General features: G+C 75.0%; 13 protein-coding genes and 3 pseudogenes. 5 read left to right on the top strand and 11 right to left on the bottom strand.

Features of this window, described 5'->3' with window-relative positions:
- Positions 1 to 265 precede the first annotated feature (265 nt).
- The 6 genes and pseudogenes from BOQ63_RS38570 to BOQ63_RS38545 form a co-directional block, all read right to left on the bottom strand.
- Positions 266 to 787: pseudogene (locus BOQ63_RS38570) on the bottom strand (GTP-binding protein); the annotation flags it as partial.
- Positions 788 to 842: 55 nt separating this feature from the next.
- Positions 843 to 1,310 (bottom strand): annotated as a pseudogene (locus tag BOQ63_RS38565) (L-seryl-tRNA(Sec) selenium transferase); the annotation flags it as partial.
- Between the two features lie 124 nt (positions 1,311 to 1,434).
- Positions 1,435 to 1,997 (bottom strand): annotated as a pseudogene (locus BOQ63_RS38560) (L-seryl-tRNA(Sec) selenium transferase); the annotation flags it as partial.
- A 236-nt stretch (positions 1,998 to 2,233) separates the two neighbouring features.
- A complete protein-coding gene (locus BOQ63_RS38555; protein ID WP_072656452.1) occupies positions 2,234 to 3,661 on the bottom strand; it encodes an RtcB family protein in 1,428 nt (475 codons plus the stop codon).
- Positions 3,662 to 3,701: 40 nt separating this feature from the next.
- Complete coding sequence (locus BOQ63_RS38550) at positions 3,702 to 4,157, bottom strand: archease (RefSeq protein WP_030285049.1); 456 nt, start codon at positions 4,155 to 4,157, stop codon at positions 3,702 to 3,704.
- A gap of 208 nt (positions 4,158 to 4,365) precedes the next feature.
- Positions 4,366 to 5,604: a styrene monooxygenase/indole monooxygenase family protein gene (locus BOQ63_RS38545; RefSeq protein WP_030550184.1), complete on the bottom strand. Its 1,239-nt coding sequence runs from the start codon at positions 5,602 to 5,604 to the stop codon at positions 4,366 to 4,368.
- Between the two features lie 362 nt (positions 5,605 to 5,966).
- On the opposite strand from BOQ63_RS38545, the gene argJ reads away from it, so the two are divergent.
- Positions 5,967 to 7,121: a bifunctional glutamate N-acetyltransferase/amino-acid acetyltransferase ArgJ gene (argJ, locus tag BOQ63_RS38540; RefSeq protein WP_072655842.1), complete on the top strand. Its 1,155-nt coding sequence runs from the start codon at positions 5,967 to 5,969 to the stop codon at positions 7,119 to 7,121.
- 100 nt (positions 7,122 to 7,221) lie between these two features.
- Here the strand turns inward: argJ and BOQ63_RS38535 are convergent, their stop codons facing one another.
- The 3 genes from BOQ63_RS38535 to BOQ63_RS38525 all read right to left on the bottom strand — a co-directional run bounded on the left by BOQ63_RS38535 (position 7,222) and on the right by BOQ63_RS38525 (position 9,277).
- On the bottom strand, positions 7,222 to 7,974 hold the full coding sequence (locus BOQ63_RS38535) for a thioesterase II family protein (RefSeq protein WP_030285275.1): 753 nt from the start codon (positions 7,972 to 7,974) through the stop codon (positions 7,222 to 7,224).
- A gap of 177 nt (positions 7,975 to 8,151) precedes the next feature.
- Positions 8,152 to 8,697, bottom strand: coding sequence for a GNAT family N-acetyltransferase (locus BOQ63_RS38530; protein WP_030285274.1), 546 nt, complete (start codon positions 8,695 to 8,697; stop codon positions 8,152 to 8,154).
- Positions 8,698 to 8,701: 4 nt separating this feature from the next.
- Entirely contained in the window at positions 8,702 to 9,277 is a 576-nt protein-coding gene (locus BOQ63_RS38525; protein WP_030285272.1) for an O-methyltransferase, read from the bottom strand.
- A 154-nt stretch (positions 9,278 to 9,431) separates the two neighbouring features.
- Between BOQ63_RS38525 and BOQ63_RS38520 the strand changes: the two genes are divergently transcribed.
- The gene (locus BOQ63_RS38520) at positions 9,432 to 9,641 is read left to right on the top strand and encodes a hypothetical protein (protein ID WP_030285270.1); all 210 of its coding nucleotides are present in this window, start codon (positions 9,432 to 9,434) and stop codon (positions 9,639 to 9,641) included.
- A gap of 2 nt (positions 9,642 to 9,643) precedes the next feature.
- Here the strand turns inward: BOQ63_RS38520 and BOQ63_RS38515 are convergent, their stop codons facing one another.
- Positions 9,644 to 10,240 carry an AAA family ATPase gene (locus BOQ63_RS38515; protein WP_050367001.1) on the bottom strand — a complete coding sequence of 199 codons (597 nt, stop codon included), beginning with the start codon at positions 10,238 to 10,240 and terminating at the stop codon, positions 9,644 to 9,646.
- A 405-nt stretch (positions 10,241 to 10,645) separates the two neighbouring features.
- On the opposite strand from BOQ63_RS38515, the gene BOQ63_RS38510 reads away from it, so the two are divergent.
- From BOQ63_RS38510 to BOQ63_RS38500, 3 genes are all read left to right on the top strand, one after another.
- The gene (locus tag BOQ63_RS38510; protein ID WP_499504790.1) at positions 10,646 to 11,743 is read left to right on the top strand and encodes an AMP-binding protein; all 1,098 of its coding nucleotides are present in this window, start codon (positions 10,646 to 10,648) and stop codon (positions 11,741 to 11,743) included.
- A 23-nt stretch (positions 11,744 to 11,766) separates the two neighbouring features.
- Positions 11,767 to 12,114, top strand: a complete 348-nt coding sequence (locus BOQ63_RS38505) for an AMP-binding enzyme (RefSeq protein ID WP_051746946.1) — start codon at positions 11,767 to 11,769, stop codon at positions 12,112 to 12,114.
- Between the two features lie 151 nt (positions 12,115 to 12,265).
- The gene (locus BOQ63_RS38500; protein ID WP_030285265.1) at positions 12,266 to 12,448 is read left to right on the top strand and encodes a hypothetical protein; all 183 of its coding nucleotides are present in this window, start codon (positions 12,266 to 12,268) and stop codon (positions 12,446 to 12,448) included.
- Positions 12,449 to 12,455: 7 nt separating this feature from the next.
- Here the strand turns inward: BOQ63_RS38500 and BOQ63_RS38495 are convergent, their stop codons facing one another.
- The gene (locus BOQ63_RS38495; RefSeq protein WP_191093628.1) at positions 12,456 to 13,445 is read right to left on the bottom strand and encodes an ABC transporter ATP-binding protein; all 990 of its coding nucleotides are present in this window, start codon (positions 13,443 to 13,445) and stop codon (positions 12,456 to 12,458) included.
- Positions 13,446 to 13,492 lie beyond the last annotated feature (47 nt).

Raw genomic sequence — 13,492 nt, 5'->3', positions numbered from 1 at the left:
CGGGACCCGGCCGGACCCGTCCCCGCGACCCGGGTCGCGGGGACGGGTCCGGAGCGGTTGGGTGGGAGGTGGGGCGGCGGGTCCGCTCCCCTCCACGGAAGGAGAACGGCTGTGGCGCAGCGATCGGAGCAGCCGCCGAGGGTCGGGTTCTTCACCGTTCACCGTCCGGGGCCACGGCACCGTCGTCACCGGCACGCTCGCGGCCGGGTCGATCGCCGTCGGCGACCGCCTGCTCGCCGTCGGCCGGACGTGCGGAGGCCGGTCCGTCCGCGGCCTGGTCGGGGGCGGGCAGCCGGGCGGTCAGCCGGACCAGGGCCTCGCGCAGCTCCGGCAGCCCCACGCCGGTCACCGAGCTGACGGCCACGGCCTCCACCCGGCCCAGCGAGCTGCGCGCCAGCCGGGCGAGCGTCTCCTCCCGGGTCGGGGCCGGGTCGGCCAGGTCGCTGCGGGTGACGGCGAGCACGCCGTGGCGCACCCGCAGCGCGTCGAGCACGGCGAGGTGCTCCTCCGACTACGCCTGCCAGCCCTGGTCCGCCGCCACCACGAACAGCACGGCGGGGACGGGCCCGACGCCGGCCAGCATGGTGGTCACCAGCCGCTCGTGGCCGGGGACGTCGACGAAGGCGACGTCCCCGGCGCCGGGGAGCGCGGTCCAGACGAAGCCGAGGTCGATCGTCATCCCCCGGCGCCGCTCCTCGGGCCACCGGTCCGGCTCCATTCCGGTGAGCGCCCGTACCGGGGCCGACTTCCCGTGGTCCACGTGCCCGGCGGTGGCGATCACGTGCATGCGGGCTCCGGGCGGGGTGGTCGGGTGCGGGGCGGGGGCGTGCTCACCATCGGGCTCACGGTCGGGCGAGCCACTCGGCGGCCAGGCGGACGGCCGCGGCGAGTTCGGCGTCGGCCGGCGCGGGCACCGTGCGCAGGTCGAGCAGGCAGGAGCCGTCGGCGGTCCTCCCGACCACCGGCGTCGGCCCCTGCCGCAGTGGAGCGGCGAACGCCTCCGGCAGGGCCACGGCGGCGCTGGGCAGGACCATCCCGGGGGCACCACCGCCGCCGACCACCGCCGGGCTGTCCACCACCCGGGCCGGCACGCCCTCGGCCGCCAGCGTCGCGGCCAGTCGCCCGGCCCGCTCGCGCAGCTCCCGCAGCTCGGCGTGCAGGGCGGAACGCGTCGGCGTGGCGGGCGAGTTGAGGGTGGCCTCCAGGGCGGCCAGGGTCAGCTTGTCGACCCGAAGGGCCCGGGCCAGCGGGTGCCGGGCGAGGGTGCGGACGAGTTCGGCGCGGCCCAGGAGCAGGCCGCACTGCGGGCCGCCGAGCAGCTTGAAGCGCCACTGGCGGTGACCAGGTCCGCCCCGGCCCGCAGCCAGCCCTCGGCGTCCGGTTGGTCGTGCCGACCTCGCGCAGCCGCGCGCCCGTCGAGGCGAGCAGGTCGGGCAGGCGGAAGCCGTCGCCGATCTCGACCAGCTCGCCCCGGCTGACGATGATCTCGCGCCCTGGGCGAGCGCCGTGGCGGCCAGGACCAGGGCGGCGGCGCCGTTGTTCACCACGTGCGCGGCCTGCGCGGCGGGGACGCGGTCGAGCAGGGCCCGTACGGTCGACCGGCCGCGCGGGGCCCGGTCGCCGGAGGCGAGGTCGAACTCGACGTCCGTGGCACCGGCGGCGGCCAGTACCGCCTGCCGGGCCGCCTCGGACAGGGCGGCCCGGCCGAGGTTGGTGTGCAGCAGCACCCCGATGGCGTTGAGCACCGGACGCAGCGCGCAGGCCGTCGGCGGAAGCGCGAGGAGGGCCTCGTCGGCGACGTCGGCCGGTGCGATCTGCCCGCGTCTGGCCCGCTCCTGCGCGTCGACGACGGCGGTCTTGACGAGCGGGCGTCCGAGACGCCGGGCGGCCTCGGCGAGGCGGGGGTCGGCCAGCACGGCGTCGGTGCGCGGCGGCCTCCGGCGGGAATCGGGCCGCTCGCCCGGCGGGGCGGCTCCGGGCGCCTGGTCACGGTGCATCGCGGTGCCTCGGTCTTCGGGCGGGCGGTCAGGTCCCGCCCACCGTGGCCCGACCCCCCGGGAGTTGTCGCCCGACACGCGGAGGAACGGCGGAACCGGCCCAGCCCTCCCAGCAAGGGCTCGACCGGGAAAGCGGTGCTCACGGAGTGGAAGCGCAGGTCCTCCGGCCTGACCGGCCCGGGCACCGACTCGCTCCTCGCGCTCGTTCGCTTACCCGTTCACCTGCTCATCCCTTCTCATCCCTTGCAGACCCCCAGCGGGACCAGCCGGGCGACCTGCCGGGCCAGGCCGGCGGCCTCGGTGACGGCGGCCACCGCGTCCACGTCCTTGTACGCCTCGGGCGTCTCCTCGGCCAGGGCCCGCATCGAGGCGGGCCGGACCGCGATGCCGCGCGCCTCCAGTTCGCCCTTCAGGTGCTCGCCGCGCACCGTGCGCAGCGCCTGGTGGCGGCTCCACACGCGCCCGGCGCCGTGGCAGGCGGAACGGAAGGCCTCGTTGCCGGGCAGGCCGACCATGACGTACGAGGCGGTGCCCATCGTTCCCGGCACCAGCACCGGCTGCCCGGCCCCGGTCAGGTCGGCGGGCAGGTCCGGGTCGCCGGGCGGCAGGGCGCGGGTGGCGCCCTTGCGGTGGACGCACAGTTTCCGCGGCACGCCGTCCACCTCGTGGGTCTCCAGCTTGGCGAGGTTGTGCGAGACGTCGTAGACCAGCTCCAGCCCGACGCCGAGCGCGGTGGCGAAGGCTCGCCGGGCGGCCTCGGAGAGCAGCTGCCGGTTGGCCCGTCCGTAGTTCGCCGCGGCGGTCATGGCGCCGAGGTAGGCGCGGCCGCGCGGGGAGTCGACCGGGGTGCACGCGAGTTGGCGGTCCGGGAGTTCGATCCGGTAGTGGTGGAGTTCGCGGTCCATGGCGCGGACGTGGTCGGTGCAGATCTGGTGGCCGAGGCCGCGCGAGCCGCAGTGGATCATCACGCAGACCTGGCCCGTCCGCAGCCCGAAGGCGGCGGCCGTCTCCGGGTCGTGCACCCGGTCGACGGCCTGCACCTCCAGGAAGTGGTTGGCCGAGCCGAGGCTGCCGACCTGCTGCAGGCCCCGTTCGACGGCCCGGTTGCTCACCTCGCCGGGAGCCGCGCCGGCCAGCACCCCGCGGTCCTCGCAGCGCTCCAGGTCGCGCGGCACGCCGTGGCCGTGCTCGACGGCGTAGCGGGCACCGCCGAGCAGCAGTTCGTCCAGTTCCTCCGGCCCGGACAGGTGCCACAGCCCGCCGCGGCCGAGCCCGCGCGGGACGGTGCGGTCCAGGAGGTCCATCAGGCGGCGGATGCGTTCGGCGTCGAGCTCGTCCCGGTCCACCCCGGCGGCCAGCAGCCGGACCCCGCAGGAGATGTCGAAGCCGACCCCGCCCGGCGACACCACCCCGCCCTGCCCGACGTCGGTGGCGGCGACGCCGCCGATCGGGAAGCCGTAGCCCCAGTGCACGTCGGGCATCGCGTAGGAGGCGCGGACGATCCCGGGCAGCGTCGCCACGTTCGCGACCTGTTCCAGCGCGTGGTCCCCGGCGGCCTGCGGCAGCAGCGCGCCGTTCGCGAAGACCACGCCCGGCACCCGCATCGGCGGGCGCTGCTCGATCCGCCAGCGGTAGCGGCCCGCCTCGACCAGTACGATCTCCACCTCGCTCACCCCGCTCGCTCACCCGGTCGGTCGGCACGCCTCAGACGTCCACGGTGGCGGCGCAGGTCCAGCCGCCCGGCCCCTCGCCCAGCTCCAGGCCGTGCAGCGAGACGGCCTTCGGCACGGCGCCGACCAGGGCGGCGGTCGCGGTGTCGGCCATCCTGAAGCGCACTTCGACGCTGCGGGCGCCGTCCAGGCCGCCGATCGGCCCGAGGGCGAGGGCGGCCGGCAGTTCGCCGTCGACGTCCATCCGGTAGATGACCTCCTCCAGGACGCCCGCGAGCAGGTCCGGGTCGCTCACCGCGAGCACCGTGCAGGCGCGCTCACCGACGATCCGGGCGCCGGACAGGTCGGCGAAGCTGCCGACGAGGGCGTGCACCAGCTCGCCGATGCAGCCCTCGGCCGTCGGCGCCCATGCCTCCACCCGCAGGTCCGCCGTGTGCGGCACGCTCCGGTGGCCGCGGTCGGACCGCGCCGCGGGCTCACGACCGTCCACGAGCGACGCCTCCCACACCAGTTGCCGTCCCCCTTCCAGCGTCGTCCCGGGGGCGGGCCGGGGGCAAGTGGGACCCCGGCCGCGTGCGGCCGGAGGCCGTCGGGCGGCACGCGGGACGACGCGGGACGACGCGGGACGACGCGGGACGACGCGGGACGACGCGGCTCGACGCTGGACGACAGGGCTCGACGCGAGTCAGGGGCGGACCCTACTTCCCGATGGAGGAGAGGTAGGCGGTGGTCAGCTCGGGCGTGGCCAGCCAGGCGGCGTGGTCGCTCGGTTCGGCGTAGGTGTTGGCCAGTCGGCGGGCGACCGCCGGGTACTCGGCGGCGGCCGCGAAGACGCCCTGCAGGTGGTCCGGCATCGTCAGCATGGCGGCCGTGAACTCCACCGTGTGGCGGGCGTGCTGCTGCCAGAACCGCTCGGCGGTGCGGCACATCCAGTCCGCCGTGAACGGGGCGTCGCCGTGCTCGCGGATCGCCTGCCGGTAGGCGTCCGCCGCGCGGGCGGCGCCGTTGGCGCCCTGTCCGGTGATCGGATCGTTGACCACCACCGCGTCGCCCAGGCCCAGGACGTGCACGGCGTCGACGCCCGAGCCCAGTTCCGCCACCGGGCGGCGGACCGTCGGGGTCACCGCGCCCCAGAGCCCGGCCCCGGCGTCGGTCGGCTCGGCGTCCCGCCAGTGCTCCGCCTCCCAGGGCAGGTACTCGGCCAACAGGGTGCGGATCCGGTCGAGTTGGACGCCGACCTCGGGGCCGTCGCCGAACGCGTCCAGCGGGCTGCCGGGCAGCGCCTCCCAGAGCAGGATGTCGCAGGGGCCGGAACGGGTCAGGGCGGGCTGGAGGTAGAGCTCGCCGAGGCCGGGCAGGGCGTGCATCCGGGCCCGGGGTCCGGCGGCCGGGTCGGGCGAGCCGACGCCGTGCGCGTAGAGGCAGGACAGCGCGCGCTGCGGCCGGTCGAAGGGCGAGCGGGCGGCGTTCCGTTCGAAGATCCCGGCCAGCTCGCCGCGCCCGGCCGCGACCACGGTCAGCTCGTGCCGGCGGGCCAGCGCGTGCAGCCCGGCCCGGTCCAGCGAGCGGTACTCGACCCGGCCGCCGCGCTCGGCGAGCAGCTCCAGCCAGCGGGCCAGCTTGATCCGCTGGTCCACCGAACGGGCGGGCTCGTCCAGGGGCATGGTGAACTCCAGGACGCGGGTGGCCGGCGGCGCCACGAGCGCCGCGTCGACCGAGGCCACCGACGGGGCTTCGTCCGTCCACAGGTCCAGGCCGGCCGCCGCCTCGATCCGCAGGGCCGGGCCGAACATCGCCTGGGTGGACAGCACCCGCCCGCCCCGCACCTGCTCCGGCGTGCGCTCGGCGACCAGCGTCACCTCGCACCCGTCGGCCACCAGCCCGAGCGCGAGCTGCAGGCCTGCCTGGCCCGCTCCGACGACGGCGATTCGGCGCATGCGGTGGCCTCCCGGTGGTCTGCTGACGGTCCGTCGGCTGCTCGGACACGGTGCGTCAACCAGGCACAGTAGCCCAGCCTCCGGGGCACGGGCAGGGGCCGGGCGGGACGAATCCGGCGGGCGTCGCCCGGGCGGCCGCAGTCGCCGCCCGCTCGGGGCTCCGCATAGTCATGCACGTCTGCCGGTGCGAGGAGGTCACCCATGGCCATCTCCGGCCCGATGTGGAGCGCTGTTTGGAATCGGCGTTGACCCTGCCGCAATGAGTGATGTATTCAGATCTACGCAAACTCATTCACTACTCCGCGGTTCGGTTCGCCCTGCGCGACCCGGACCTCGACCCGTTCGGAGAGGGATCGATCGACATGCAGCCTGCTGTGCCCCGGGGTTTCCGGGCCGTCACCACCAACATGGGCCTCAAGGACGTGGAGGACGACTTCGCGGCGGTCATCTCCGAAGTCCCGTGCCGGTCCGCGGCGGTCTTCACCCGCTCGCGCTTCGCCGGCCCCAGCGTCGTGCTCAGCCGCGAGGCGGCCGCGCTCCAGCACAGCCGCGGGATGGTCGTGCTGTCGCGCAACGCCAACGTGGCCACCGGGCGCACCGGTGCGGAGAACGCCGCGGAGGTGCGCCGCCGGGTCGCCGAGATCGCCGGCATCTCCCCGGACGAGCTGGTCATCGGCTCCACCGGCGTGATCGGGCGCCCCTACCCCATGGACGGCATCCGGGCCGGGCTCGACGCCATGACCTGGCCGTTCCCGGAGGCCGACTACGCGGCCGTGGCCAGGGCGATCATGACCACGGACACCCGCCCGAAGTACCTCCACGTGCGCTGCGGCGACGCCGTACTCGTCGGCATCGCCAAGGGCGTGGGCATGATCGAGCCCAACATGGCGACGCTGCTGACCTTCTTCTTCACCGACGCGGACGTCCCCGCCGCCGACCTCGACGCCCTGTTCCGCCGGGTGATGGACCGCACGTTCAACGCGCTGAGCATCGACACCGACACCTCCACCAGCGACACCGCCGCGATCTTCGCCAACGGGCTCGCCGGAGCGGTCGACCTCCCCGCCTTCGAGCAGGCGCTGTACGAGTGCGCGCTGCACCTCGTGCGGGACATCGCCTCGGACGGCGAGGGCGCCTCCAAACTGATCGAGGTCCGGGTCACCGGGGCCCGGGACACTGCCCAGGCCAAGCGCGTCGGCAAGAGCGTGGTCAACTCCCCGCTGGTCAAGGCTGCCGTGCACGGCGCCGACCCGAACTGGGGCCGCGTCACCATGGCCATCGGCAAGCTCGACGACGAGACCGACATCGACCCGGCGGCCGTCCGGATCCGGTTCGACGACCTCCCGATGTACCCCGAGGAGCCGAGCGACGCCCTGCTCGAACAGGCCCGCACGTACCTGAGTGGCGACGAGGTGGTCATCCGGATCGACCTGGGCGTCGCCGACGGCGCGTTCGCGGTGTACGGCTGCGACCTCACCGAGGAGTACGTCAAGCTCAACGCCGACTACACGACCTGACGGCCTCTCGGTGCTGGTGGCCGGGCGCCTCCGCCCGGCCGGGGGTGGGCGGAGGCGCCCGGCGGGGGCGGGCGGTGGGCGGGTGCGCCCGGCGGGCGGCTCAGCCGCGCAGGTGCGCGGTGAGCAGCCGCACCACGGCGTCGATCTGCTCCGCCACGTAGAAGTGCCCGCCCGGGAAGACCCGCAGGCTGAAGCCGCCGCTGGTGTGCCGCTCCCACTGGGCGGCCTCCTCGACCGTGGCGTTGGCGTCGTTCTCCCCCACCAGGGCGGTGATCGGCTGGGGGACGACGGCGTCCGGCGCGGCCTGGTAGGTCTCGATGGCGGTGTAGTCAGCGCGCAGCGCCGGAATGATCAGCTCGCGCAGGGCCGGCACGTCGAGGATCTGCTCGTCCGTCCCGCCGAGCCGGATGAGCTCCTTCATCAGGCCGTCGTCCGGCAGCTTGTGGACCTCGGTGTCCCGGGGCAGCGAGGGCGCCCGACCGGCGGACACGAACAGCCGCTCCGGCCCCGCCAGACCGTCGCGGGTGAAGCACCGGGCGACCTCGAAGGCGACGGCCGAGCCCATGCTGTGCCCGAAGAAGACGATCGGACGGTCCACCCACGCCCTCAGCTCCCGGTAGACCTGCTCGGCGAGTTCCGGGACCGAGTCGATCGTGGGCTCCGCGAAGCGGTTCTGGCGGCCCGGGTACTGAACCGCCAGCACGTCGGCGTACGGCGCGAGTGCCTTGGCGTACTCCATGTAGTAACTGGCCGATCCGCCGGCGTGCGGGAAGATCACGATCCGGGCGGGAGCGAAGTCGGACGGGTTGAACCTGCGGAACCACGGGTTGTCGACGGCAGCGCTGCTGGGCATGCGGGGTGTGACCTCTCTCCCTGACGGATTCTGCTCATCCCAGTCTCGCAGTGCGCGTGCGCCACCGGGCGCGATTACGGTGCGCTACCCGGATTCCGCCGCTCCGACCGCCCGGCCGTGACGCCGGGTCGGTCCTCCTCCGGCTCGTCCGGCGCGGCACCCCGCGGGTCAGCGCCGTCATGGCCGCGGACGGGCCAGGTAGTCGGCGCGGGTCAGTTCGTGGACGCGGACGGCGGTGCCGTTGCCGGGGACGGTGGTCTCCCGCTCGGGTCGCAGGCCGAGCTTGGCCATCACGCGCTCGGAGGCGGTGTTGCCGATCCGGGCGATGCTGATGATCCGGTCCCGACCGCAGGCCTCGAAGCCGAACCTCAGTGCCGCCGTCGCCGCCTCGGTGGCGATGCCCCGGCCCCAGAAGGACCGGCCGAGCCGCCAGCCGATCTCGACCGCGGGCAGCACCTCGGGGAGGAAGAGGGGCACGGCCAGGCCGGTGAACCCGGCGAGCTCACCGGTCTCCCGCAGCTCCACCGCGAACAGGCCGAAGCCCTCGGTGTCCCAGGTCCGTTCGATCCGCTCGACGGCCCGGCGGGTCTCCTCCGGGGTCTGGACCCGCCCGTCGCCGATCCACCGCATCACATCGGGGTCGGCGTTGACGGCCGCCATCGCCGGTACGTCCTCCTGGCGCCAGCGCCGCAGCACCAGGCGGGGAGTCTCGATCGTCACCATCCGCTCATGCCTTCCGCACGGCAAGGACGGCCGAACCGCCCGGTGCGGCCAGCACCTCGGTGGCCTCCAACGCGGGGTGCGTCAGGTAGTGCAGGCGCAGCCCGTCGACCTCGCCGCCGAAGCGCGGAGGCCAGTGCGGCGAGGGCGTGAAGTCGTCCATGAGCAACAGACCGCCGGGGGCGAGCAGTTCGACCACCCGGTCCGGGTCGTCGCGCTTGCCGCCGCCGTCGCAGAAGAACACGTCGAACGGTGCGTGCTCCTCCAGCAGCCGCCAGTCCCCGTGCAGGACCCGCACACGGGCGTCATCGGCGAACAACCCGGCCGACCTCCGGGCCAGTTCGCCGTCCCGCTCGACCGTGACCAGCCGGGCGCCCGGACCGAGCCCACTGCGCAGCCAGGCCGTACCGACCCCTGCGCCGGTGCCGCTCTCCGCGACCGTCCCGCCCGGCTTGGCCGCAGCGGCGAGCGCCAGCAGCCGCCCGACCTCCCGGGTGCAGCTCTTGCCGAAGCCCAGCCGGGCGGCGAGCCGCTCGGCCGCCAACACCTCGGCTGGCACTCCGCGTTGTTCGTTGACCGTCATCCGCTCGAAAACCCCCTTCGACTCCGTACGGCTCCGTGCCATCATGGCCGTCATGACCGAGTGGATCACCATCGCCGCCTACCGGAACCGGACCGGCCGCCCGACGCCCATGGCCACTCTCCGCGGTTGACTGCGTGACCGGGGCATCGACTGGATGCCCTTCCCGTCGGAGGCCGTCCGGTTCGACGCGCCCTGCGGCATCGGTCCGGACGGCCACTGGCAGTGCTGGTTCGCCCTGCGGGTCGACGCCGAGGTGCTGCGCCCCCTCGGACTCCACCCCGACCAGCCGACCTCCGCCGCCAACCCGACCGGCCCGCCCGGGTGGTGGCACGCGGAGGTGGAGCGCCTGGCCCGTCGCCGGTGAGCTCAGTTCGCCCCGCCGAACCGGACCGCCTCCGCCCGGGACCGGGAGACCGTGTCGAGCAGCAGCACGGAGGCCGCCTCCGGGATCGGCACCGGCCCGCCGGACCGCGCGTACCGGGTGAACTCCGCCAACAGCCGGCCCAGGCCCCGGCGGTGGCGGGCGAAGACCCTGGCGGAGGTGTGCCGTCCGCGTGCCCGCTGGCCGTCGAGGGCGGTGGCGGCACCGACGTCGAGCAGCACCAGGTGCAGTTCGCGCCCCTGGCGACCGGCCTCCCGGGCGAGCCGGCGGCGCATCCAGGCGCGGCTGCCGCAGTCGTGCACCAGCAGCGGGCCGCCTCGCCGCACCGAGGTGCGCAGCAACCGGAAGTGCTCCAGCCGCGCCCACGGCCGGTACACCGCGTACGGCAGGCACGCGGGCATCACCGCCTCACAGGCCTCGTGCACCGTGCGCGGGTCCACCGCCAACACGGCCCCGCCCGCCGCCCAGCGCCGCAGCAGCGTGCTCTTGCCCGCCCCCGGCAGGCCCGACACCACCACGACGGCGTCGGCCGGGTACGCCACCACGAGCCCGGCCCCGGCCTCACCCCGCAGGTCGACCACCCCACACGGTGCCAGGACCAACGCCTCCGTTTCGCCGCCCACCGCTCCCCCGTCCGTGTCCGACCGAAGACCCTAACAAGTCCGGCAGTCCCGACCGCCCCGGTGGGTACGCCGGCCGGTCGATGCGTGCTGTGACCGCTGCCCCGACGGACCGTTCGCAGCGCGGCGCCGCTACTCGGCCGGCGTCACTGGCCCGGAACTGCCGGATCGGCGGAGCGTCCGGGCCCGGATCGGAGCGTCGAACCGCGGGGCCGCCACCCACTGGGCTGACGCCTCGTCAGCCGCGGGAAGGATGGGCATGCCAGAGCCTGGTGGGACGTACACCGAGCTGGTGCTGGAGGGGCTGGCGCGGGACCCGGGGCGGGTGGCGCTGCACCACGGGGGCGTGACGATGACGGCCCAGGAGTGCCTGGACACGGTGTACCGGATGGCCCGCGCGCTGGATCGGGCCGGGCCGGGCTCGGGCGCGGGGACGGGGACGACGGGGACGGGGTCACCGTGCTCGCCGGGAACACCCCCGAGGCGCTGCTGGTGCGGCTGGCCGCCAACCTGCTGGGCGGCCGGGTGGCGATGCCGTACCCGGAGACCCCGATCGCCGATCTGGTGGCGCCGGCGGAGTTCGCGCAGACCTCGGCCCTCGTCTACGACCCGCTCCGCTGCGGACCGGCGGCCGGGGCCGTGGCCCGAGCCCTGCCGGCCGCGGGCGTCCTCGCCCTCGGGCCGGCGGTGCCCGGCGGGGCGTCCCCGGCGCGGACCTGCTGGAGCTCGCCGGGGCGTGCTCCAGCAGGTCCGCTGGAGCCGCGGTACCGGCCCGAGGACGTGATGGCCGTACGGTTCACCGGCGGCACCGGCGGGCGCCCGAAGGGCGTGCTGCGGCGCTTCGCCCGTCCGCCCCGGCCCGCCGTGCTGTCGGGGGCCTGCTTCCTGCTCTGCACCCCGCTGTGCCACGGCGGGGGCACCACCGCTGACTTCGCCCTGGCGGCGGGCGGCACCGCGGTGCTGCAGGACGGCTTCGCAGCGGAGGAGGTGCTCGGGGCCGTCGAGCGGCACCGGGTCTCCCGGGCGTACCTGCCGCCGCACCTGCTCCACCGCCTGCTGGACCACCCGCTGCTGGCCGCGACCGACACCGGCAGTCTGCGCCGGGTCGGCTACACGGGCTGCGCACCCTCGCCGCGCCGGCTGGCCGAGGCGACCCGGCGCCTCGGCCGGGTGCTTCACCAGACCTACAGCCTCACCGAGACCGGGCCGATCTCCCGGCTGAGCCCCGACGAGCACCTGGACCCGCGGCTGCTGACCACCGCCGGGCGCCCGTACCTGGACACCGAGGTGCGGATCCTGGACGAGGAGGGCGTGCCGCTGCCGCCGGGCCGGACCGGGGAGATCTGCGTCCGCACCCCGACCGCGATGGCCGGCTACTGGCGCGACCCGGAGCTGACCGCGCGGGTGCTGCGGGAGGGCTGGCTGCACACCGGCGACCTGGGAGCCATGTGGCGGGTTATCTGACGGTGGCCGGACGACGGGACCAGATGGCGATCGTCGAGGGGCACAATGTGTTCCCCCACGAGGTCGAGGAGTCGTTGCGCAGCCACCCGGACGTCCGCGAGGCGGTGATGTTCACGAGCTCCGACCCGGACCGGCTGGAGCGTGTGCACGTCGCGGTCGCCGTCGGGCCGGGCGCGTGGCCGACGGAGCAGCAGCTGCGCTGCTGGGCCCGGGAGCACGGGGACGCCCGGTGCGCCCCCGGCACCGTGCCGATCCTCCCGGCGATCCCGTTGAACGGGCTCGGCAAGCCCGACCTGCCGGCGCTGCGCGCCCTGGCCGGGGAGCGGAGCGGGCGGGCCGTCACCGTGCTGGGGGCGCGCAGGGTGGTGTGACGCGCCCCGTCGGTGCATCGAGCGCCCGCGCGAGCCACCTGTTGCGCGGCGGACGACGGGAAGAGACCGACCGTGGGCACTCGACCGTGCGGGCCGAGCTGCCGATACACCCCGGCGGCGCTCCCTCGTACCGCCCCCAGGAGGCACTACCTTGACCTGGCTACGCGTCCTGACCGCACTGGGCATCCTCACCCTCGCGGCCGCCGCCCTGCTCGTCTTCGCCCGCTGCACCGCCCCCTCCCGGGGCGAGCACGCCGCCGGGGCCGCGCCGCCCGACGTCCGCGAGGACGCCGAGGGCAGCGGCCTCTTCCCGCGGATGGGCGGCGACGGCTGAGGTCCGGTCAGCCGCCCACGAGGTCGTCGGGGCGGATCTCGATGTGGTCGGTCGCGAGGTCGACGGCGACGCGGTGTTCCATGCCGAGTGCCTCGAGGAACTTGACGGGTAGCTGGACACGGCCGGTGCGGTCGAGCATGACGTACTCGCGTTCGTTCACGGATTCCTCGCCGTGTTCGTCGGTGACGGTGCGGCGCAGGACCTCGCTGCTGGTCCGTCCGTCGCGGACGGCGACGGTGCGGCGGACTTCGGCGGCGACCATGGGGTCATGGGTGACGATGACGACGGTGGTGCCGAGTTCGCGGTTGACGGTGCGGAAGGACTCGAAGATGACGCCCGCGGTCTCGGAGTCGAGCTCACCGGTCGGTTCGTCGGCGAGCAGGACGGGCGGGTTGTTGGCCATCGCCACGGCGATGGCGACGCGTTGCTGCTGGCCGCCGGAGAGTTCGTTGGGGCGGCGGTGGGCGAGGTGGCCGATCTCCAGGGCGTCCATGAGTTCGGCCACCCGGGCGGCCTGCCCCTTCGATCCTGCCGTGGCGGCACGGCGGCCGCGCAGCTGCATGGGCAGGGCGATGTTCTCGGCGGCGGTGAGGAAGGGCAGGAGGTTGCGGGCGGTCTGCTGCCAGATGAAGCCGACGACCTCGCGCCGGTAGCGCAGGCGCTCCTTGGCGGACATCTCCAGCAGGTCGCAGCCGGCGACGGTGGCGGTGCCGGCGGTGGGCACGTCCAGTCCGGCCAGGATGGTGAGCAGGGTCGACTTGCCGCTGCCGGAGGCACCGACCAGAGCCACCAGGTCGCCCTGCTGGATGGTCAGCTCCAGGCCCTGGAGCGCCTGGACCTCGATGCCCTCGGCACTGAAGATCCTCACCAGCCGGTCGCAGACGATCGCCGCGCCCGCTCCGTAGGCCTTGGGGGAGGCTGCGGCCAGGGCCCGCTGCCGCAACTCCTGGAGGCTGGGGGCCTCCACGGTCGGCCGCTCCTGGGGCGTGCTCTTCACCGCTGCTCTCCTGTCTCGTAGGTTGCGACTGGTGCCGTTGCCGCGGG

This window comes from Streptomyces viridifaciens, assembly GCF_001888885.2.
Classification (GTDB): domain Bacteria; phylum Actinomycetota; class Actinomycetes; order Streptomycetales; family Streptomycetaceae; genus Kitasatospora; species Kitasatospora aureofaciens.
Note: the sequence above shows the minus strand (reverse complement) of the source record. Positions and strands in the feature narration are given on the sequence as shown.